Origin of the sequence: Sphingobacterium yanglingense, assembly GCF_004363245.1 — a bacterium.
Classification (GTDB): Bacteria; Bacteroidota; Bacteroidia; order Sphingobacteriales; family Sphingobacteriaceae; genus Sphingobacterium; species Sphingobacterium yanglingense.
In genome coordinates this window covers 1,272,094-1,295,084 of record NZ_SNYV01000011.1, presented here as the reverse complement: position 1 = coordinate 1,295,084, position 22,991 = coordinate 1,272,094, and the positions used below count along the sequence as shown (strand labels likewise).

Genomic DNA, 22,991 nt, shown 5'->3' with positions numbered 1-22,991 from the left:
ATTATGCATAGCTATTTGATTATCTGTTGTTTTGTTTTGACATCTAGCTTTTTGTTCGCACAGCAGGAACTTGATTTGTACCAAGATCAGGATATTCCCAATTTTATTAAACGAGCAGACGTCTCTTTTAGAAAATATGATGAAACTGTCGATACCTTACTGTTTTCGGTCAATAAACCAAAGATTGCGATTTTCAAAGCTGAAAAGGAAAACAACAAAAGAACTGCGATAATTATCTGTCCAGGTGGGGGGTACCATCTGTTGTTACACAAAAGAGAAGGTACTGATATCGCACGAGCTTTTAAGCAAAGCGGTATCACTGCCATCGTCTTGGATTACCGATTACCCAATGATACATTGATGAAGGACAAATCGATAGCTCCGTTGCAAGACGTTCAGGCAGCTATCAAATGGGTAAAAGAACATGCCGAGACCCTAGCTATTGACAGTAATCGCGTAGGAGTCATGGGGTTTTCTGCTGGCGGACATTTAGCGGCACTATCTATGTCACACTTTTCTGCCAATTTTATCCCCAATAAACTGAATACTTCTCTTAAGCCCAATTTTCTAGTACTTGTCAATCCGATTGTGAGCTTTAAAGATGAGTGGACGCACAAAGGGTCTCGGCAGAACCTAATAGGTGCGGATACAACCGCGAGGGTCATTTCGTTTTTTTCCAATGAAGACCACGTCACAAAAGACAATTCGCCGACGTTATTGTTTCACAATCAAACCGACGAAGTCGTATCGGTCCATAATAGTTTGAACTATTTTGCACAGTTGCAAAAGCAACAGGTGCTAGCAGAGCTGCATATTTATGCCGCAGGTGAACACGGTTTTTTGACCTGGCCACATTTTCAGCATTGGTTTCCTAATTGCATCCATTTTATAGACAAATTAATCATACCAAAGCCCTCCACATGAGAAATAAACAAATACACTGGCCCTTACTCTGTCTAATAACTTTTTTGTTATTGACCTGCCCAATAACACTATTCGCTAAGGCATCAGTCAGCACAAGCGGATTACTCGTAGAATATTTATCCAATCCCATAGGGGTGGACAATCCAAACCCTATGTTAAGTTGGAAATTGAAAAGTCTGGATAAAAATCGCTATGGACAGAAGCAAACTGCCTATAGAATATTAGTTGCTAGTGAAGAAAGTCTATTACATCGGCATATTGGAGACTATTGGGATACCGGGTGGATTAATTCAGGCCAAAGCCAACAACATATATACCAGGGCAAACCCTTACAGTCTGACCGCAGTTATTATTGGAAGGTAAAGGTAAAAGATGAAAACGGTAATGAAGCCGATTGGAGCCCCAGCAACCATTGGCACATGGGGCTCTTGCAGCAGTCCGATTGGAAGGCAGAGTGGATCGGTTCTGAAACCTTGTTTGATCCAGCACAGGAAGATTGTAACATCGTGGATCCCTGGTTTAGGAAATCTTTTCAACTCAGTAAGAAGCCTCAGCAAGCTTTCCTTCACGTTGCATCTGTAGGTTTTCATGATCTATTTGTAAACGGTAAAAAGGTAAGTACAGACGTCATGGCCACAGCGGTTACCGATCACACAAAGAGAGCACGTTACGTTAGTTACGATATCGGCCCCTATTTACAGAAAGGAGTCAACGTGATCGGCATATGGCTTGGGACAGGATGGTCTATTCATGGTCCATATGTTGGTAAACACCGCCCCAATACACCCATCGTTATCGCACAGTTAGCTTGTTATGCGCACAGGCATCCTGGAGCCTTCGACCAACCCTTTTTTCGTTTATCGACAGACTCCTCTTGGAAATACAAACATAGTCCCAATAAGCTGCTAGGGACGTGGGATACTCATAAAATGGGCGGGGAACTCTGGGATGCCAATGAGGAAGATCCCGATTGGAATACCTCCAAATACAAGGATACGGACTGGAAAAAGGCAGTACAGTACAATCCAAAATTAAAGCTTTCATGGCAACAGGTGGAAGGCAATAGCGTATTAGACGAGATACGCCCCATTTCTATAAGTATGATCAATGACAGTAGTTATTTGATCGATATGGGAGTTAATTTTGCAGGCTGGACCTCGTTGAATTTAGAAGGTAAGCCAGGTCAGAGAGCTAATATTTATTTTTCAGAGCGAGAAGGGGAGAAGATGACCTTCGGAATACGTAGTGGTTACATTTTTGATAAAACTGGTAAAGGTACATTTACCAATCGTTTTAATTATAGTTCTGGGCGATGGATTACCATCGAGGGGCTGACCAAAAAGCCAGATTTAAATGACATTAAAGGATGGCTTGTACGTACTAATTATACTGATCATGCCAGCTTTAGCTGTTCGGATAGCTTGCATAACTGGATATACAATACAGTGAAATGGACTTATGAAAATTTATCATTGGGTGGTTTTATCGTAGATTGTCCACAGCGCGAGCGGCTAGGGTATGGCGGAGATGCGCATGCTACTTGCGAGACAGGAATGTTGAACTACGGTACGGCAGCTTTTTACAGAAAGTGGATGGAAGATTGGAGGGATGTTGCCGGTACAGAGTCTATTGTGGGGGATATGTATGATGCCAGCTTTGCTCGTAAGGCTGTCATGGGAGGAAGAGCCTTACACAAAGGCATACTTCCCCATACTGCACCCACTTATATGGGAGGGGGGGGGCCTGCCTGGGGCGGGATTGTCGTATCGTTGCCTTGGTACTATTACCAACAATACAATGATGTCCGTATACTAAAGGAGAATTATGATCTCATAAAAAATTGGATGGAATTTTTGGATAGCCATACCAAAGACGGCTTACTACAACGTTTCGGAGGCAAATGGGATTTTCTAGGTGACTGGCTATGGCCCAATGCCACCGAGGAAGGAATGAATAACGATAGTCCTCAAAATCTCTGTTTCAACAACCTTTACCGCATATATAATTTGAAAACCGCTATCGAGATTGCTCGGGTTATTGGGCAAGACCAACAAGTCGAACTATGGGAACAGCAGGTTAAGCAATACACCGAGGCTATTAATGAAGCTTACTTTGATACTAAAACTGTAAAATATGCTGATGGGGCTATGGGCAATACTACTATGGCACTATTGGCAGATGTAGTTCCTCAAGACTATAAAGAAAATATCTGGGAGCAACTAGAAAGAGAGATAATTGTCCAGCGTAAAGGGCATATCCATGTAGGCATTACTGGCGGGGCTATGTTGTTCAAACTGCTGCGCGACCACAACCGTAATGACCTGATCTATAGCATGACCTCCAAAGATACCTATCCCAGTTGGGGTTATATGAAAGCCAATAATGCAACCACTATTTGGGAAATGTGGGAGAAAGATCTGCCTGGTCACTCCCTGTTACACAGCTCCTTCTTATATCCGGGAGCTTGGTATATGGATGGTGTCGCAGGTATCAAAGTCCATAAGCCCGGCTATGAAGAATTTGTTATCGAGCCACCGGCAGCAACCTCTACCCATTTGACCTGGGTCAAGGCCCACTTTGAATCTCCTTACGGCACTATTCGCTCCAATTGGAAAAGGACTGCTGGACAATTAGCAATGGAAATTGAAGTTCCTGTAAACACTAATGCGATACTTAAGCTAAAAACGGCAGATCAGATAGTTATTCCAGTTGATGGCAAACATATTCAACTGATAAGAGAAGATAAAAAAGAACGTATTTACCAATTGGCCTCTGGTAGTTATAATTTTTAAACTTAGATAGCGTGAATCGCTGAATATTGTAAATATATAGATAGAAGCTACCCTAATAAGGTAGCTTTTTATATTCGATTGTATTTCATATTTAACTATAAAGATTTAGATCCTGACATGATCAGCGTGGCAGGTAAGTCTTTGTTTTTTTCACAGCTTAGCTGTTGCATAGTTTGATAGAATTGTGCTTTCAACATCCGGATGGTATGTGTTCCTCCAGTATCGCCAAGTGCACCGACTCCATACATAAATGGTCGCCCCATAAAGGTGAAATCGGCACCACAGGCTAGGGCACGAGCAATATCGGGACCCGATCGTAACCCGCTGTCAATCATTATGGTAAATTTATTCTTGTATTTCGCACGAAGTCTCTGCAAAGAAGAAATGGTAGATTCTCCAACATCGATCTGGCGGCCGCCGTGATTGGAGACGATGACGCCATCTACTCCTATACGAGCACATAGATCAGCATCCACTTCATTCACGACCCCTTTAACTACTAGTGTCCCTTTCCATTTTTGACGGATATAGTTCAATTTATCAATATCAACACGCCCAGTAAATGTGCTGTCCATAAATTTCCCTAATTGTTTAATATCCATATTTTTGTCCATATATGGGCTTAGCGAAGCAAATGATGGAATACCGGCTTTGAGCGTTTGGATACTCCATAGGGGCCGAGTTACTGCCTGTAGATAATTCCGTATATTGTTTTTTGGAGGCATCGATAAGCCTGCTTTGATCTCTTTATATCGTAAACCAAATACAGGGACATCGATCAATACGACTAGGACTTTACATTGCGCACGTTCCAATCGATTTAATATATCATCAAGCACTTCTTGCTTAGTCGGGTGGTATAGCTGGAACCAAAATTTTCCATTGGTAATTTTAGCAATCGTTTCGATACTGCTTGTTGAAACTGTACTAAGTACAAAAGGAATATTCTCTGCTACTGCTGCCCTTGCTAAAATTTCGGGCGATTTGGGCCACATTAAGCCTTGGAGACCAATAGGTGATATACCAAAGGGCGCATCATATATCTGTCCAAATAGTTCTACCCGCATGTCCACACCAGAATGGCTTTTGAGGTAAGAAGGCATTAATTTAATCTGTTGTAAGTCCTCTTCATTAACCCGTAAGTTCAACTCTTCATTACAGCCTCCTTCCAAATAATCGAATGCGAACTTGGGTATCCGTTTTTTTGCTCTGCTTTTTAAGTCATTGACTGATGGGTATTTTTTATTGTACGTAAAAATAGGTTTATCCATTTGCGTTTGTTAATTGTCCGCTGTAATAATAGGAGTATTTATTGTTTAGTTCCAAATTTTCAGCTGCTAATCGTTGCAGGATACCGCAGTATGGTTTATTGAATGTGTTGGGATATATTTGAATCTGATAGTAAGTTTAAACTAGGGCTTTAATCAATTATGAGAAATTTATGAATGCAATTTTAGGAGTCTTTTTTCATTTTATTGGAGGTTTTGCCTCTGGGAGTTTTTACGTGCCGTATAAGAAAGTCAAGGGTTGGTCCTGGGAATCCATGTGGATTCTTGGCGGAGTTTTTTCCTGGATCCTTGTTCCACCCATTGCGGCTTGGATTACCATTCCGGATTTTTTCCACATCATTCAGCAGACAGATTCATCCATAATTGGATACACATTTATGTTTGGTGTATTGTGGGGGATTGGTGGATTGACTTACGGCCTAGGGGTGCGTTATTTAGGCGTATCTTTAGGGAGTAGTATTATTTTGGGCTTGAGTATGGTTCTGGGAGCCCTTATGCCAGCTGTTTATTATTATTTCTTGCCCGTCACGGGCAAGCATGGATTAGATTATTTCTTCACTACTAGAGCGGGACTTTGTGTATTAACAGGTTTGGGTATTTGCGTACTCGGTATTTATCTCTGTGCTAAAGCAGGTATGTCTAAGGATAAAGATTTGAAGGAATCGATTGAAACTGGCCGTTCCGAATATAATTTTGGTGCAGGTATTCTTGTGGCATTAGTATCGGGATTGCTGAGTGCCTGCTTCAATTTTGGTATTGAATCAGGTAAATCTATGGCTGACGTAGCTAATACCATTTGGAAAACGGTGAATCCAGCCCAAGGGGAGTTTCTTTATCAGAATAATGTGACATATGTAGTCATTCTATGGGGAGGTTTTACTAGCAATTTTCTTTATTGTATTTACCTACTTTTCAAAAATAAAACCATAACAGACTATGGAAATAGTAAGACACCTTTAGGCAAGAATTTCTTATTGTGTGCATTAGCTGGTACGACATGGTACCTGCAGTTTTTCTTTTATGGTATGGGTGAGAGCAAGTTGGGCAATGGAGCCAGTTCTTGGATTTTACATATGGCATTTATCATTTTAATATCTAATGCCTGGGGGATATTTCTGAAGGAATGGAAGCTGGTAAGTAAAAAAACATACAGATCAATTATTGGAGGAATTATCGTCATCATCCTGTCGATCTGTGTAGTAGGTTTGGCTAAAACATTAGAATAATCATATAGCAATTATGCAACAGAAAATTTATAAACACGTAAACTACCTTTGGGATGAGGATAAGGCCAATTCCCTGATGGGAGACGAGGTCGCTTTACTACTTTACCGTTCCAATTTATTGGGGGCTGACCTTCGGATTACGAATTATGGAGGAGGAAATACGTCTTGTAAGACATTTGATCGTGATCCTTTGACGAAAGAAGAGGTCGAGGTCATGTGGATCAAAGGATCAGGTGGCGATATTGGTACGCTCACTAAAAGTGGCTTAGCGGCATTGTATGTACAGCGGTTGCGTGCGCTGGAAAATGTATATCAAGGTCTTGCATACGAAGACGAGATGGTCGCTTTATTTAACCACTGTATTTTTGAGTTGGACTCTAAAGCGCCGTCTATAGATACACCTTTGCATGCCTTTTTACCTTTCAAACACATTGACCACCTTCATCCAGATGCTGCCATTGCGATTGCAGCGGCTAAAGATGGAAAGCGTATCACCAAAGAATTGTTTGGTGGCACAATAGGCTGGGTAGATTGGCAAAAGCCAGGATTCGATCTAGGTCTTCAATTACGGGACTGCTTGGCGCAAAATCCTCATATTAGAGGAATTATGTTGGGGTCGCATGGTTTGTTTACCTGGGGGGATACAGCGTATGACTGTTATGTCAATTCTTTAGACGTTATTGAGCAATGCGCTGCTTACCTAGAGTCCAACTTAGGTAAAAAAGCTCCCATATTTGCGGGCAAAAAAATGGATAGCTTATCGAAAGAACAACGGCTTAAACAGGCTGCCGCAATTGCACCGTTATTGAGGGGCTTTTGTTCACAAGAACGATCGATGATCGGACATTTTACAGATAGCGATGCCGTGATGGAGTTTATCAACTCAAATGATTTAGATCGCTTGGCTCCGCTAGGCACTAGTTGCCCCGATCATTTCTTGCGGACGAAGATACAACCACTTATTTTGAATCTGGATAAAGATGCAGACCTGTCCGATATAATAGCGCTGAAGGAAAAGCTGTCGCCGTTATTCGAAGGTTACCGTCAAATGTATCAGGCGTATTACGAATCTTGTAAGCATATCGATAGTCCAGCCATAAGGGACAGAAATCCCGTAATCATAATCTATCCGGGAGTTGGTTTGTTTTCTTTTGCTAAGGATAAACAGACAGCCAGAGTCGCAGCAGAGTTTTATATCAACGCTATCAACGTGATGAAAGGGGCAGAGGCAATCAGCGAATACACTTCGTTGCCGAGGCAAGAAGCCTTTGACATTGAGTACTGGTTGCTTGAAGAAGCAAAACTGCAACGTATGCCAAAAGCGAAGCCATTATCGGGCAAAATCGCTTTAGTAACAGGCAGTGGGGGGGGGATAGGAAAGGCAATAGCTAAAAAGTTCGTGATGGAGGGAGCGGTTGTCTTGTTGAATGATATTAATCAGGAAAGGTTAGATGTCGTTAAAGAGGAGTTCGTAGCGACCTTTGGAAAGGACACCGTGGAGAAGGCCATATTGGATGTTACTAGCGAGCAACAGATAGAAGCCGCATTAGCAACAGCATTATTGGCTTTTGGTGGCATAGACATTATCGTAAATAATGCAGGCCTTTCCATCTCAAAGCCTCTTGAAGAGCATAGCGAGAAGGATTGGGATCTCTTATATGATGTATTGGTCAAAGGTCAGTTTTTCATGAGTAAGGCTGTTGCTGGAATATTTAAGGCTCAAGGAATAGGAGGTGATATTATTAATATCGTAAGCAAGAATGCGTTAGTTTCAGGTCCTAATAATGCGGGGTATGGATCTGCTAAGGCAGCACAATTGCATCTGAGTCGTCTTACTGCGGCAGAATTGGGCCCCTATAAAGTGAGAGTGAATACGGTAAATCCGGATGCGGTGATATCGGATAGTAATATATGGTCCGGTGGCTGGGCAGAGGGAAGAGCCAAAGCATACGGTATCCAGATTGAAGAGCTCCCGGCTTACTATGCCAAACGGACTTTGCTAAATGAGATTATCTTACCAGAGGATATTGCGAATGCCTGCTTTGCATTTGTGGGGGGAGCGCTTCAGAAGTCCACTGGAAATGTATTAAATGTAGATGGAGGCATTGCTATGTCTTTCGTTCGCTAAAAGACCTATTATGTCATTCGAAGATATTTACTATCTTTCTGTAATCAATATAAACTATGATACTTGAAAAGAAAAAAATAGAAGAGCATAACGCTGTATTACTTGAACAGCACCAAAGAAAATTTAACTTTTTTAAACAGGAATGTGATACCGTAGAATCGCTGGTCTCGAAACTTCAACGCTTCCAGATTGCGATCCCTAGTTGGGCATTGGGAACCGGAGGAACCAGGTTTGGTCGGTTTTCTGGAAAAGGTGAGCCTGCTACCTTGGAGCAAAAGATAGAAGATGTAGGTCTTTTGCACGCGCTGAATAAGAGCAGTGGTGCTATATCGTTACATATCCCATGGGATATTCCACAGCATGTCGAAAAGATCAAAGAATTGGCTGCATCACTTGATCTACAGTTTGACGCTGTAAATTCCAATACATTTCAAGACCAAAAGGGACAAAAGCACAGTTATAAATACGGCTCTCTACAGGACGTTAACCCAGCTGTTAGAAAACAGGCCATAGATCATAATGTATCTGTAATACAGCATGGCGTAACGTTGGGCTCCAAAGCATTGACGATATGGCTGGCAGATGGTTCTTCATTCCCAGGACAACTGAACTTTCGAGAGGCATTTCAAAATACGTTAGCCAGTCTTCAGGAAATTTACAAGAACCTTCCTCCGGATTGGAAAATGTTTGTGGAGTATAAAGCCTTTGAACCTAATTTCTACAGTACTACAATAGCGGATTGGGGACAGTCTCTTTTATTGGCGTCCAAGTTAGGCCCCCAGGCATATACCCTTGTAGATTTAGGGCACCATCTCCCCAATTCAAATATTGAACAAATTGTTTCTCTGCTATTGATGGAGGGGAAACTCGGAGGTTTCCATTTTAATGACAGCAAGTATGCGGATGATGATCTTACAGCAGGCAGTATCAAACCCTATCAATTATTCCTGATTTTTAATGAGCTTGTCGAAGGGATGGATCATAATGGTATGGATCACGCTACCGCATTAGGCTGGATGATCGATGCCTCACACAATCTGAAAGATCCCTTGTTGGACCTATTACAGTCGGTAGAGGCCATTATGATAGCTTATGCCCAAGCACTACTGGTTGATAGAGCAGCACTAAAGCGGGCGCAGCTAACTAATGATGTAGTTCAGGCACAAGAGATTCTACAACATGCTTTTCGTACGGATGTACGGGCTGTAGTAGCAGAAGCACGGCTACGCAATCACGCTGCTTTAGATCCGGTGAAGCTATATCAAGAACTTGAGATTCGAAACCTATTGATTACCGAGAGAGGAGAAAACTCTATTGCTACAGGTTTATAAATAGCGAGGATAATGATGAGTAAACGAATTCCGGTTATAGCCATTTTTGATGTAGGGAAAACCAATAAGAAGCTGTTTCTGTTTAATGAGAAATACCAACTACTGTTTGAAAGATCTGCACGATTCAATGAAGTAAGCGATGAAGACGGGGATCCATGTGAAAATCTGGAAAGTTTGCGGTTATCAATATTTGATTCGTTGCACGAGATCTTTAGGAGTACACAATATGAAATCAAAGCAATCAATTTTGCTTCATATGGTGCAAGCTTAGTCTATCTCGATAAAAACGGTCACCCTTTGGCGCCATTGTACAATTACCTGAAGCCTTATCCTGAAGAGCTCAGCACGGAGCTTTATGATCGATACCAAGGAGAAGAGGCATTTTGCCTCTCCACTGCATCTCCTGCTTTAGGTAGTTTAAATTCAGGTTTACAGCTGTATAGGTTAAAAAGAGAAAATGGAGCTGTTTATGAACATATAAGCTATGCCCTTCACCTGCCACAGTACCTCAGCTTTTTATTATCAGGGGTAGCCTATACTGATAAAACGAGTATAGGCTGCCATACGGCGTTATGGGATTTCGAACGAAATGATTATCACTCTTGGGTTACTGACGAGGGGGTGGATAGGAAGCTAGCTCCTATAGTAGCCGCCAATACAGTATATCCGGCCACATTTCCAGGTAGTACCATCAAAATCGGAGTTGGTCTGCACGATAGCTCTTCGGCCTTGATTCCCTACCTGCTGAATTTTCATGAACCATTTATTTTGATTTCTACAGGAACCTGGTGTATATCATTTAATCCATTTAATGCTGATATTCTATGTAAAGCAGATCTTGATCAAGATTGCTTATTTTATTATTCTTACTTAGGTAATGCGGTAAAAGCTTCGCGGCTGTTTGCAGGTTATGAACACGATAGACAAGCGAAACGTATTGCTGATCATTTTAATGAAAGCCAAGCTAAACTTAAGCATATCGATATCTGTTGGGAAACGATCTCAATGCTAAGAGATCAGAATCTAGGCAATGCATTGCAGGATTTCCAGCAGATAGAATTAAAAGAGTATGATAGCTTTCAGCATGCTTATCACGCCCTGATGTTACACTTAGTGAAGGTACAGATAAAGGCTACAAAATTGGTTTTGGGCAGGCAACCCATATCTCGTATTTTTGTGGATGGCGGATTTAGTAAAAATAATATATACATGAACCTATTGGCATATGAGTTTTCTGAAATGGAGGTTTTTGCGGCTTCTATGGCGCAGGCTACCGCGATTGGTGCAGCACTAGCCATACACGATCACTGGAACACATGTGCCATACCCAATAATATTATAGAATTAACGTACTATAGAAACTAATTAGAATTAAGATAAATACCTATGAATAAGACAGCGTCGGAATTTTTGAGAACTATTGAAATTAGTGATTTCTCATCTACGCCAAAGTATCAACAATTAGCCGACGCTGTTATTGAAGGGATAAAAAATAACTATTTAGAGAAAGAGGCTCCGCTAAATTCGATTAACGAACTGAGTACTTATTTAGATATATCACGCGATACAGTAGAGAAAGCCTATAAGCTGCTAAAAGCAAAAGGAATAATAACATCTTCTCCTGGTAAAGGATATTTTGTTGCTACTACAGATCTTAAGAGGAGAATAAGAATAGCATTTCTATTGAATAAGTTAAGTGCTCATAAGAAAATTGTGTACGATGCCTTTTCACAGGAGATAGTAGAAATAGCATCGATAGACCTTTTTGTGTATAATAGCGACGTATCTTATTTAAGGTCATTGTTAACGAATTTAACGAAGATTTACGACTACTATGTCATTTTTCCACATTTTAAAGAGGGACGGGACCGTGCTCCCGAAGTTATCAGTAAATTAATCCCGATTGAAAAATTATTGGTTCTTGGTAAAAACTTACCCGAGATTCAAGGAGAATATCCCGCAGTGTTCGAAAATTATGAAGCAGATATATACTCCGCATTAGAAAAGGCACTCCCAGAGTTGTCGAAGTACCACTCTTTAAAACTCATATTTCCAGACCATAGTGATTATCCGAAGGCTATTATTAAGGGATTCTATAAGTTTTGTCAACAGTATGCATTTGATCATTTATTGGTGTCCGAATTAGAAAAAGAAAAAATTGAAAATGGGACATGCTATATTAATTTAGAAGAGGCCGATCTTGTTAAATTACTCGATAAGGTTATTCAAACGAAACAAAGCATAGGCAAAGAGGTGGGGATTATTTCTTATAATGAAACTCCGCTTAAGAAATTTATTTTGGACGGTATTACAACAATTTCTACAGATTTTGAGTTTATGGGCAAAACCGCTGCCCAATTGATAAAAGAAAACTCAAAACAGCATATTGAAGCTCCATTTTATTTAACGCTCAGATCTTCTATTTAATTTTTTGAATAGGTTCTCCACAGATTTAAGTCTTTCTTTAGAATATTTATTTGGTCCCTTTAGTGATGATTTTATCATTGCCCGTTCGAGGTATGCCAAGTACTAGGAGGGGGCTTTCGAGTCACCTATAGAGTTTTTACAGCGTATTTCGCTTTATTTTCATGCCTATATAGATCTACTGGTGGATGTCGATCTGCAACGGTTTCGCGAGGAGGATTTATTGATGGTGCTAAGTAATTGCACAAGCTAGAAATAATTACCATATTGTAGCTACCCTTTCATTATTCTTTTACCTCAAATTGAATTAAATATGTTGTTTCTCTTAGAGGATATCCATCTTCCGACTGGAATGCTTTATCTGTAACCACAAATTCGTAAGCCTTATCTTTTTGGATATTCAATTCAAGCCAAAGCGTTTTTTTGTCTTCGCTAAATCCAATGACTTTTTCCAGTGGAAAGTACGCTCTACCTTTTTCAGAAACCCTCATCGAAGTGCCATTTTTCATCGGCTTAAAAAAGCAATCCCTATCTTTTTCGTAGTAGAGGCTATCACTTTGTCCTCTCCAATAGGCGTTATACTTTCTATAGTGGGACAATCCGATTTGAATTTAATAAGCTCTCCAGCATAATCCAGAGACTCATCAAATACACCAGACTTATTCAGAAAGCTAAATACAGCTTCATCATCAGCATAATCCAACTCAATAATCTCTTTGATGGCCTGCGATGGATCTAAGCTATTCTCATAGTACTTTTTGGATATCACATACCCCATAAAATAGCCCAGATCTTTTATCGTCGACACATCATAGTTATAAAACCAATTGTTCAGATTCGGATTGACCAGATCCTTCCTCAGCAAGTCGAATGACTTCTGGTAGTTGGCATAGCCATATTTGATATAGTTAATGGTTAGTGGCCTTCCAATTACCAATTCGGCCATAAAGTCGCAGGAACCTTCTCTTATAGCCTGTTTCAGCACATAGTTACTGCTCGATTTCTTCTGTTGCGTGTGTATGTATTCATGGACAGCTATAAATTCCAATCCGTTGGACTGGGCCGACTTATAGAAATCTCTCTTATCTTGCGACCTCAGTTCAGTTGTATTTATTGAAGAGTCTCCCAATGCCAGTTCAAGCCCGATGACCAGGTCTTTACCTATAGGTCTACCACCGGCACTACCCAATCCTATACACATATATAGATTTGATGGTTGTAGATCAGGATATAGTGACTTCAAAGTCTTCACATGCTTCTGAATGTTTAGGTTTTCCTGTTGTAAGGATTCCGTTTTGACCCGTAATGAGTTCCAGAATTTAGGGTACGTAACTATAGATCGAACAAAGGTTGAGTCGCTGTAATTCATGGTTTGACAGAGCTTTTTCAGCCCATCTGATCCAGGATTCAGGTATATTGTGTTTATAATGTCCAATTGCTTCTCGTGCGAATTGGTTTGATGAATCTGGTCATAAGCATTCCAAAAGTTGACTACATCTTTCGTATGGATAGTCTGTGCCATCGTATTACTAGAAGTAACGAGGAGCAAGATGAAAAGTGTATTAACAGTAATCGTAATATAATTCAAGAATTGAGTAGATCTATTCATAATAAATATAGATTTTATGCAAAGGCAGAAAAAAGTCTAAAGTTTGGATGATATATTATTCGTCAAATAGTTGCTATATGCATATTTTCAGATTGATATACAATTATAACCTTGTTCTAACAATTGCTAATGTGTTTTTAGGTTAATAGACTTAAATATTAGGTACAACGGGCTATTTCTTCGGTGAAAAAGAAAGCAACCAATTCTGTGCGATTTAAAAGATCTTACTATAAATGTATAATTGCCTAAATATAACCTTGCGTCCATAGGAGCTATTTTCTGTAATTCGTATCTCCTTCACTTACCAGCAGATGCTCTTTAGGGATTAATTACTCATTAGGTACTTCAAGCATTGAAGCACCATCATGGGGAAGGAATTCCTTGGAAAGGAGCACTAGCTAGGCGAATCGAGCCTATTACCTATCGAAATTTAATATCCTTGTTTTTTTATGATTTATTATATTTATTTTATGTTTTATTTAAAAAAATATATGTTTTATGTAAAATGTGTTTTATCTTTGTCTATGTGTAAAAATCAATAATAAACATTATGGAAACAGCTAATCTTATTCCTAGAAGTTCACTAAGACTGGTTAAAATATTAGGAGCAATTTTTAACTTCGTGTGGTATGCTAATTTTATTCTTATTCCTTTTGTCATTGCCGTTGTTGGTTACAAGGTGGTGACAGATGGGAAAATAGATTCTACAATAGCGGTGCAGATAGCAAATACGGTAGACTCTTCGCCGGTAGCTACGATTATAGACAACGCTAAAACGGCATCTGCAACTATCAATATAGGTGTATTGAAGATCGAATTAAAACCTACCATAAAGCATCTCTCCTTATTGATTGTGCAATTTGTACTGATAGAAAGTATCTTAATCCTTTTCTTGTACAACATGAGGAAAATACTTAACAGTTTTAAAGCTCAGCGGCCATTCTCCCGAGAAAATACGAAAAGACTCCGATGGATAGGCCTATCGGTTATTCTTTATGTGCCTGTTCATTTGATTAATTATTTATTTGATGTATGGATTCTCCATGACTCCATCGCTGCCCCCAACCAAATCTATTGGGTTCAAAAAGAAATTGACCCCAATATGCTAATATTGGGAATAATTATATATGTTATATCGAGCATATTTGATTATGGAATGGTGGTGGAACAGGAAAATAAGGAATTTGTATAATGGCTATAATTGTAAATTTAGATGTACAGATGGCGAAACGTAAAATGTCGCTAACAGAACTAGCTGAAAGATTAGACATGAGTATGACCAATCTTTCATTATTAAAAAATGGCAAAGTAAAAGGAATCCGATTTGATACACTTAATGCGTTATGTGCAGTATTGGAGTGTAATCCAGGTGATTTGTTAAGTTATGTGCCAGATAGTGAGGGAGGTGTTTGATTAGTGCGGTATCTAGGTTGAACTGATTTTTGATGGTGAATTTGTAAGAGGTCTATAGACTACACTATCGGCAGAAGAGAGCTGCAAAATTTAATATTCCAATGCAATTTAATTGCGTACAGAGGCAAATTTATGTAGGTTTAAGGACAGAAAATAAATAATCAACCATGAACCCAATTAAAAAACTAACATTATTCTTACAGATCTGTCTTTTTGTGACCTTTTCTTTTGCTCAAACAGATAGTTACCGCCCCCCGAAACTTACGAATTCCGATTCCTGGTCGATGATTCTTGTCCCAGATGTACAAAGCTATGTCAAATTCGAGCGCAACCATGGTATATTAGAATTGATGACGGGTTGGGTTAGCGGACAAATAGAACCATTAAATATTCAAATGGTACTGAGTACTGGCGATCTAGTAGAGCATAACAGTTGGCTCAGCCCCGATGGCAAACAAGCCGATCAAGCGGGAATACAACAGTGGAAAGCCGCATCTCGTGCGTTTGAAAGACTTGATGGAAGAGTACCTTATTTGAATGCGACCGGAAATCATGATTATGGAATAAAGAGTGTCGAAAATCGTAAGACATATTACGATGATTTTTTTCCTGTGGATCGAAATAGATTAAGTCAACGTTTACTTAAAGAGGCCGGTTTTAATGCAGACAATCAACCATCATTGGTAAATGCAGCTTATGAATTTTTAAGTCCGTTTAATGAAAAATATTTGTTCTTGGTATTGGAGTTCGCGCCTAGAGATGAAACAATCGAGTGGGCAAAAAAAGTAATAGGAGATAACAAATACAAAAGCCACCGTGTGGTACTATTGACCCATTCTTACCTTAATTCAAAAAATGAACATATTGTAAAAGAAAACTATCCTCTAGAGAACTGCAATTACGGTAGGGCAGTCTTTGAAAAACTAGTACAGCCATCTTCCAATATCGAAATGGTATTTTCAGGACACATTGGTGCACCAGATGATTTTGAAGGGCATGTAGGCTACCGTACCGACAAAAATAGTGCAGGCCGTACCGTACACCAGATGACATTTAATGCACAGGCCCTTGGCGGTGGCTGGCATGGCAATGGGGGCGATGGTTGGTTGCGGTGGATGGAATTTATGCCAGATAAAAGAACGGTCAAAGTAAAAACTTTTTCCCCCTTCTTTGCTATCTCTCCCACGACTCGACAGTTTGCCTGGGAGCGAGCTCCCTATAATGAGTTTGAGTTTCAGCTAGATTCCAAATAAATTATATAAAATCCCTAATTCAGAAGGTGTATACATTCTTTCCATTTGTAGATTGTTAATGTTGTTCTGTATTCTGTTGTATTATAGGTGTATAAAAATTATCTTTAGTAATCATCAAAGAATCCGCATCCCTGCGGAGATATCGGTTAAGCATAGCCCGTGCAGTCTGCAGGGGCTATCTTGTATAATGTTTATTTCTTTATTTGTTAACTCGTGCTATTTAAATATAGCTTAATTGTTCCTTTTCCGGAAAGGGGTGCTAGTGCAACTGTTATTAGGCACTCCAAGCATTGAAGCACCAGCTAGGGCCAGCTTGGGTTGTAGACGTGGGGAACAAACGCAAAATAACAAAGCGTTCAGGATAGAATGGCAAATGGGTTCATATACATACAATACAGGCGGTATTGAATATTTTTAATCAAGAGATTATTTTACTTTTTATTATGTAAATTGGGGTTCTGATTATAATGGTTGATTTCGTAGCATGCATCTTGAGAATCAAACCAACAATTTATATCAATATTCAAAGAAAAACTTATATATAGCAAAACCTTAAAAAGATGATCGATTTAGTAAAAATTAATGTATTAATTGGAAGCATATTACTTATGTTGACTTTTACAAACTGTAAAAAGAGCCCTGATGCTGTTCCCAATATGTATGAGCACTTCTTAGAGTTTAAAGACAAAAATGGGCAGAATTTATTAAATGACTTTGATATCAATAAATTAAAAACCGATGTAATAGTAAGTACCGAGAAAGGCGAGACAGTAAATACTGTTTATTCAGTTTTTGAAATGAACAACAAAAAGTTTCTCAAAATAAATTCATCTACCTTGCCGAATGATAAGGTAAACGTATTGATTTATACGATACAGAATGAGGAATTAATGGGGGATTCAGAAAAACATATCCTAAAAACTAACTGGAATGTTTCAAACAATCGGATTACACTGACAGATCTTTTTAAAGATGGTGAAAAGCAAGTCTCAATCAAAGAAGACGTTGTGAATTTCAGTCATTATGTATTAATTAAAGAATGATAAAAGTTTTTATATCCATATAATGGAATTGCATCTTAAAAGTAGAGACCTTTATAGCTGCAATTTTCTTGATTTCTTTTAAGTGAGCATCTGTGCGTTTGCTATATATCCATTCCCGCTTAAAAAGCAGGACTAGGGGAGATCTATTGACAAGTAATTGTTGCTCAACTTTATTACTCCCTTTTCTGCCTCATGCCCAGTATTCAATCATAGTTAGTACAAAAAAGATAATAACTAGTATTATTTCATTTTTTTAATTGACTGCGCTATGCAGCAGCAGATTTCATCTGCGTGATAGCAACTTTATTCAGTTCAATAACACGGTTCCTCGGTGATAATCCTTGTTGGATGAGCAGAGTGTTGTTTATGAAATTAGAAAACCTTTAACTTTTTTATTTCTTATTGCTCGTCAGTTGCATCCTTGTACAGACTCCGGCGCTGATGGTTACGGTAGAATTCCAAGTTATATTAACGCACGATCCTGAAAATGTATAGTTCCCTGCCGGTAGGATAAAAGTTGCTGTACCATCCGCACCACAATTTGGCATCGTTCCAAAATATTGCGAAATCAGCTTGCTTTGCCCCCCAATGGAAACAGTGATATTGCCACATCCCAAGTCGGTTTTCGTCCAAAAAGAGATAGCACCAGATCCCGAAGGATACGCGTTGGTATTGCCACTGCCATTGCCATCCGAACCGCCATTACCCGAATTCCCTGTTCCACAGGCAGCCACCCGCTTCAGATCGTAACCATACCACTCTTTTGTCGAGCGCTTAAAAGCGAGTAAGGCTATTTGAGGATCTAGAGAGCCTTCTAGCGATTGGTGAACGATCCTAATAATACCTGTATTGGAGGTTTCCACTGCCCCTTTTGAGGTGATCAAAGCTCCCCATTTGATCCGTTGTGTAGTGGCTTTTGTAAAAGCAGATGCCTTAAAGGTAATCACCCCCGTACCATCACTTTTATATTGAATACAAAAGTCACTAATATTTTCATCCCAATAACCGATCAACTCAGGAATATCATAAGTCGTAGGGGCAGATTCACCTCCAAAAGAAATACATTGGTAGCCTATCGGTAGCGTTGTGCCACAGCGAAACTCTTTATTGGTAGAGGAATCGGTGGCTTCATCTTTTACACAGGAATGGTTGATAAAAGAAAACAACATGATCAAGATGATCGTGATCTTTGTCCAGATATAGTGTTTTTTTTTCATGGCATCGCTTCTTTTAAGTGTTATATAATTTGGTGTAGCACTCATAGATCAAATATAGCACAACGTTCATTTTAGGAAAATACCTAAGGCTAGGTATTTAATGCGGTTGTAGAGATTGCGTTCGCAATTGACGGAATATAATGGAGTTTATACTTGAAAGTGGAGACTTTTTGCGCGGCAATTTTCTCGATTTCTTTTAAGTGAGCATCTGTACACTTGCTACTTATCCATTTCCGCTAACAAAGCTGGACCAACAGAGAAGTGGTTGCTGAATTTGACTTGGGTATTTATTATCCTTATTTTTTAGAAAATGACGGTAGCTGAAAGATAATTTTTATAAGAAGCTAGGAATACTTAAATTTGAAATATGGGTAAATTTCGATTAGATAGAACTGCGTTTAAAGGACAAACAGCTAAGAAGCGTCCAATCATTCAACGTATTATTCGAAGTTGAGTTGGAAAGAAAGACTTGAAATAGCATACTATTTGAATAGCATCGCATTTAATTTCACTTTGGATAATCCACCTCGGATGGACAAGTTTAAATTTTCGGCTTCGACAAGAGGATAATTCGTAAAAATCAACTTATTTTAGCTAAGGGAAACAGTAATAGGCCTAAAGATCAAGATGATATAGAGAACCTTTCTTAAGTGCTACGCATGTGCTTGACGAAGTACATGTTTTTCATTACAACGATATCAGCTAGCTTTGTTGCATGAGCATTTGAGCAAAAAGAGAACAGATACTTTTTCTTGGAGAGCTGTCTGGATAATAGGCTTCAAAAATTGAAGAATCAGAAGGGTATCTTGCCATTTCAGCCTTATGAGTGAGTTATAACCTCAGGATTTTTTTATGGAGATTTTAAATCTTACCTTTGAGAAAATTATAAATATCTAATAATGATTGTTTCTTGTAATAAATGGATGTGGATAGTTTTAGTCATTGTTTTTTATGCATGTGAAAGTAAGAAAGAACAGTTTTTGCCGTCGCCAATAATAGATACCGCGATTGTAAAAGGAGGCGAGTTGACTTTGCAGGTTAGATATTTCAATCTTTACGACCGTAGTAAAAACCAAATTGAAATAGATGGAGAAGTAGTATCATATGAAATTGTCCGGGAGAGAGGGAATTTATTTGTGGTATCTATGAATGAGGATATCTTTAATGATTATACATTCGCACGGATGATAACTTTTTCAAATTCATTTGGTAGTACGCAGAAGCAGATATTTAGCCCTGAATACCCGATCATTAAGGAAATCATACCTGCAAGGGCTTATCCTGGAGATACGATTACTATCGAGGGGGATCACCTCCACTTTAAAAAAGATCTTTCTATTTTATTTCCGACTTCCAATGGAGATTATATCGTGGGCAAGATTGTTGACGGAGACAATTATACACTGAAAATAATAGTTCCTGAGAATGCGGTCAGTGGTTCGCTATTGTATAGAAATCGATTGGGTAAATCAGATAAATTCATGGGGCTGTTAACTGCAGATTTGGAGATTAAAGTGAAGTAATTTGGGGTCATTAACGAGAAGGTAATGGTGTCGCTAGATAGTTAACCTAATCTCACATAGATAAGTCTACAAATTGTTCAAAAGCTGTTCTACAAGTTCGTTATCTTACGCTTACTATGGAGTTCTCTTTTCAACAGTTAGTACCAGATGTTTCGGTATGATTACGTTTTAATATAACCAGTAATGCTAAGTAAGTATTTTTGATATTCATTCAGCTAGGTCTAATTTGGTAATACTACTCGAGCTTCCAGGAAGTCTAGTTTCTTGTATTTATTTTTAACTTTTTCATCAAATACCTCTTTGTCATCTGTAAAAGAAACAACGGGATTATCAAAATGCCAGGTGCCTAGATAGTTTAGCGAGTTTTCAGTGATAGTAAATGTGTAGCGATGCAATGCATTTACATCGACTTCACCAGAGTTTATCCTTTCTTCAAAGCCTTCTGTAGCATCGATACCTTTGAAAATAGATTCTGTAAACATTTTTCCGCCGTACCATTTACTATGTGTCCACCAATAATTGAGTATGGCATAGTTACCCGGTTCGATAAAATATATAAAGGTGTTCTCTTTCGAAGACTTGAAAGTTGGTTTGACTCGAAATGCAAACACTTCTTTGGTGTCAATATTCATCAACCGAATATCTTGAGCAAAACCACCGCTGGCAAATCCTAGTCTTTGGATAAAGTTGCCGTAGATAATCGCCTGACCATTTGGCACAGTACCCTTGCTTCCCACATCACTAAGGTGTTTAATAGTTTGTGCGTTTGTAAGCGTTGAAAAAACTAATAATAAGATTAGAGCTATATGTTTCATTTTTAAATTAGATTAATATTCAATCGGTTTTTCCATAAATATCATGAGATTCACATCTTTATTTTCCCCCGACCTTAAATCCGATTTCACCTTTAAGGTCCTGCTTTGTCACCGTTCTTTCTTCTCTTGTAGTCGGTCAATATATTCAAATAGCAATTCGATATTCTGGTCGTGACCTTTCTGTTTTTTTGCGATCTGTTCTACGGTATATTTTATCTCAGCTATTTCTAGTCTCATTTCCGTATTCTCAGTAATAAATTGACGTATCTTAGAGAATATCCGCATGATTTTTATGTTCACTTGGATAGCTCGCTCACTATTCAGAACACTTGATAACATCAATACACCGTGTTCAGTAAATACATTAGGAGCTTTTCTACGGCCTCCCCAACTTGAGGTCGCAATTTGCGACTTCAAGATTTCTACTTCATCCTTATTGAGCGTGAACATGAAATCCTCAGGAAAGCGAGTAGCATTTCTACGTACTTGCTCATTTAGGCGCTTGGTTTCGACACCATATAATTCGGCAAGGTCGCTGTCGAGCATCACTTTCTGCCCTCGAAATTCGTAAATCTTGTTTACGAGTACGTCGTCTGCTATTGTGGTAGGGGTAAGGCCCGTTTGTTGCTTACTCATAATTTCCCAAGTTGGTTAAAAATCACTGCATTGTTAGTTATTCTAGCTCGCCTTCTTATTCTCACAGATAGCTTTATTTTTACGTCATTTGTTTAGGCGGGTAAATTTATTTCTCGAATAGCTTTTCAAATAACTCTCCTTCCTTTTTACCAATAGCTTTTTCAATTAAAACCAATTCATAAGCTTCTAATGATCCTTTACGGAAATATAAATCTTTTAACCTATTTTCATCAATACCGGTCTTAACCGAAATTTCTTCAATAGAGTTGATGCTCGTTTCAAACTGTTCCATGAATGTGCCAAAAGCATTTCTTTCCTTCGGATTGTAGTTTTCCTGTTTCAAATTTAAACCAGGATAGACTATTTTGGTAGCCTTAGAGCATGAGTCACCAAAAGCAGTGTATATTTGATAAAACACTTCAGCGGTTAATCTTTCTACTTGTCCTTTTTTTAATTTGCTGATTTGACCTTTTGAAATTCCAGAACTATCGACCAAGACTTTATCTTGCCATTTAAGTCTATCAAGACTAGTATTTATGTAGTAATCTATCTTATGAATCATGTTTTTTTTGTTTCTTTGATTGTGTATTTTGAAACAAGGAAACTTTGTGTTATATTTGCCTTGAGTTTAACGATTGATTGTTAGTTGCTTTAGCACTATTAACTAATTGACGAGTCTCCAATTTCTCACTTGGTACCTGGGAAGGAGGCGGTAAGGTTAGCTCATTTCCTACGAATTCTATATCTTTGTATATAAACGTAGGGATGAGCCTTGCTGTGAAACCGCTTCCAGGTACCACCTAAGGCAATTGCTTTAGGGCTGCACAAGAGCCTTTGGCTTTTGTGAGAAGAGTGGTGGATCGCAGGGTTTCATCCCTTACGTGATTTGCGGAGCTCGTTCATATAAGCTTTGTAAGATTATGAGAACGAATTTTAAAACCAACAAAATCTACGTAACACCGATATACCATCGGTCATTATGGTATTCCCAATCTTTGCATTTAAAGAACGTCCCGGTATCACCGGAGTAAGCTTTGTCAAGACATTACAGACAGAAGGGGCTTATATCACACTAACTATAATAGCGTCACATATCGGATGTATCCGATAAGGCTAGATGCACAATCAGTCTCTTTCAGTCTGTATTCCGACCTCCAAGTATCCAGCAGATAGCCCGCATAGGCCCGAAGAATCGTTTTATCTTATTGTTTCGAAGCTTAAAGATAGCACAGATTTTATTGCCTACCAACTAAAATGCTTTGTATAGATATTGTTTGTCAATATCTAAGGAGGTCGGTATTTTATTTATTTCGCGAATGGATGGTCAAAAACCGATTATAAACCAATATTAACCGTAAGATCCATTCA

General features: G+C 38.9%; 19 protein-coding genes. 12 read left to right on the top strand and 7 right to left on the bottom strand.

All coding sequences use genetic code 11. The features are described from left to right. Positions 1–3 precede the first annotated feature (3 nt). Both CLV99_RS07765 and CLV99_RS07760 read left to right on the top strand, forming a co-directional pair. Positions 4–924: an alpha/beta hydrolase gene (locus CLV99_RS07765; protein ID WP_133583906.1), complete on the top strand. Its 921-nt coding sequence runs from the start codon at positions 4–6 to the stop codon at positions 922–924. After that, the gene (locus tag CLV99_RS07760; RefSeq protein ID WP_133583905.1) at positions 921–3,716 is read left to right on the top strand and encodes a family 78 glycoside hydrolase catalytic domain; all 2,796 of its coding nucleotides are present in this window, start codon (positions 921–923) and stop codon (positions 3,714–3,716) included. Before CLV99_RS07765 ends, CLV99_RS07760 begins: the two co-directional genes overlap by 4 nt. 95 nt (positions 3,717–3,811) lie before the next feature. On the opposite strand, the gene CLV99_RS07755 is transcribed toward CLV99_RS07760, so the two are convergent. Continuing rightward, positions 3,812–4,987, bottom strand: a complete 1,176-nt coding sequence (locus CLV99_RS07755; protein WP_133583904.1) for an alpha-hydroxy acid oxidase — start codon at positions 4,985–4,987, stop codon at positions 3,812–3,814. Between the two features lie 170 nt (positions 4,988–5,157). Here CLV99_RS07755 and rhaT point away from each other — a divergent pair, with 170 nt between their 5' ends. The 5 genes from rhaT to CLV99_RS07730 are packed head-to-tail and all read left to right on the top strand — an operon-like array spanning position 5,158 to position 12,117. Beyond that, positions 5,158–6,231, top strand: coding sequence for an L-rhamnose/proton symporter RhaT (rhaT, locus tag CLV99_RS07750; protein ID WP_133583903.1), 1,074 nt, complete (start codon positions 5,158–5,160; stop codon positions 6,229–6,231). A 13-nt stretch (positions 6,232–6,244) separates the two neighbouring features. Further along, the gene (locus tag CLV99_RS07745) at positions 6,245–8,359 is read left to right on the top strand and encodes a bifunctional aldolase/short-chain dehydrogenase (protein WP_133583902.1); all 2,115 of its coding nucleotides are present in this window, start codon (positions 6,245–6,247) and stop codon (positions 8,357–8,359) included. Between the two features lie 56 nt (positions 8,360–8,415). After that, a complete protein-coding gene (locus CLV99_RS07740) occupies positions 8,416–9,690 on the top strand; it encodes a sugar isomerase (RefSeq protein WP_133583901.1) in 1,275 nt (424 codons plus the stop codon). A 12-nt stretch (positions 9,691–9,702) separates the two neighbouring features. Next, the gene (locus tag CLV99_RS07735) at positions 9,703–11,055 is read left to right on the top strand and encodes an FGGY-family carbohydrate kinase (protein ID WP_317126624.1); all 1,353 of its coding nucleotides are present in this window, start codon (positions 9,703–9,705) and stop codon (positions 11,053–11,055) included. Positions 11,056–11,076: 21 nt separating this feature from the next. Beyond that, on the top strand, positions 11,077–12,117 hold the full coding sequence (locus CLV99_RS07730) for a GntR family transcriptional regulator (RefSeq protein WP_133583900.1): 1,041 nt from the start codon (positions 11,077–11,079) through the stop codon (positions 12,115–12,117). Between the two features lie 281 nt (positions 12,118–12,398). On the opposite strand, the gene CLV99_RS07725 is transcribed toward CLV99_RS07730, so the two are convergent. Next, positions 12,399–12,623 carry a hypothetical protein gene (locus CLV99_RS07725; protein WP_133583899.1) on the bottom strand — a complete coding sequence of 75 codons (225 nt, stop codon included), beginning with the start codon at positions 12,621–12,623 and terminating at the stop codon, positions 12,399–12,401. Next, positions 12,620–13,723, bottom strand: a complete 1,104-nt coding sequence (locus CLV99_RS07720; RefSeq protein WP_133583898.1) for a hypothetical protein — start codon at positions 13,721–13,723, stop codon at positions 12,620–12,622. Before CLV99_RS07720 ends, CLV99_RS07725 begins: the two co-directional genes overlap by 4 nt. Before the next feature lie 550 nt (positions 13,724–14,273). Between CLV99_RS07720 and CLV99_RS07715 the strand changes: the two genes are divergently transcribed. From CLV99_RS07715 to CLV99_RS07700, 4 genes are all read left to right on the top strand, one after another. After that, entirely contained in the window at positions 14,274–14,915 is a 642-nt protein-coding gene (locus CLV99_RS07715; protein WP_133583897.1) for a DUF2975 domain-containing protein, read from the top strand. Then, on the top strand, positions 14,915–15,136 hold the full coding sequence (locus tag CLV99_RS07710) for a helix-turn-helix domain-containing protein (RefSeq protein ID WP_133583896.1): 222 nt from the start codon (positions 14,915–14,917) through the stop codon (positions 15,134–15,136). Before CLV99_RS07715 ends, CLV99_RS07710 begins: the two co-directional genes overlap by 1 nt. A 167-nt stretch (positions 15,137–15,303) precedes the next feature. Then, positions 15,304–16,389, top strand: coding sequence for a metallophosphoesterase (locus CLV99_RS07705; RefSeq protein ID WP_133583895.1), 1,086 nt, complete (start codon positions 15,304–15,306; stop codon positions 16,387–16,389). Between the two features lie 560 nt (positions 16,390–16,949). Further along, positions 16,950–17,432: a hypothetical protein gene (locus tag CLV99_RS07700; protein ID WP_133583894.1), complete on the top strand. Its 483-nt coding sequence runs from the start codon at positions 16,950–16,952 to the stop codon at positions 17,430–17,432. A 392-nt stretch (positions 17,433–17,824) separates the two neighbouring features. On the opposite strand, the gene CLV99_RS07695 is transcribed toward CLV99_RS07700, so the two are convergent. Beyond that, a complete protein-coding gene (locus tag CLV99_RS07695; RefSeq protein ID WP_133583893.1) occupies positions 17,825–18,649 on the bottom strand; it encodes a hypothetical protein in 825 nt (274 codons plus the stop codon). A gap of 923 nt (positions 18,650–19,572) precedes the next feature. Between CLV99_RS07695 and CLV99_RS07690 the strand changes: the two genes are divergently transcribed. Next, a complete protein-coding gene (locus tag CLV99_RS07690; RefSeq protein WP_133583892.1) occupies positions 19,573–20,172 on the top strand; it encodes a hypothetical protein in 600 nt (199 codons plus the stop codon). Positions 20,173–20,393: 221 nt separating this feature from the next. Here the strand turns inward: CLV99_RS07690 and CLV99_RS07685 are convergent, their stop codons facing one another. From CLV99_RS07685 to CLV99_RS07675, 3 genes are all read right to left on the bottom strand, one after another. Further along, positions 20,394–20,987, bottom strand: a complete 594-nt coding sequence (locus tag CLV99_RS07685; protein WP_133583891.1) for a hypothetical protein — start codon at positions 20,985–20,987, stop codon at positions 20,394–20,396. A 108-nt stretch (positions 20,988–21,095) separates the two neighbouring features. After that, entirely contained in the window at positions 21,096–21,623 is a 528-nt protein-coding gene (locus CLV99_RS07680) for an ORF6N domain-containing protein (protein ID WP_133583890.1), read from the bottom strand. Positions 21,624–21,729: 106 nt separating this feature from the next. After that, entirely contained in the window at positions 21,730–22,185 is a 456-nt protein-coding gene (locus CLV99_RS07675) for a transcriptional regulator (protein ID WP_133583889.1), read from the bottom strand. Positions 22,186–22,991: the final 806 nt, after the last annotated feature.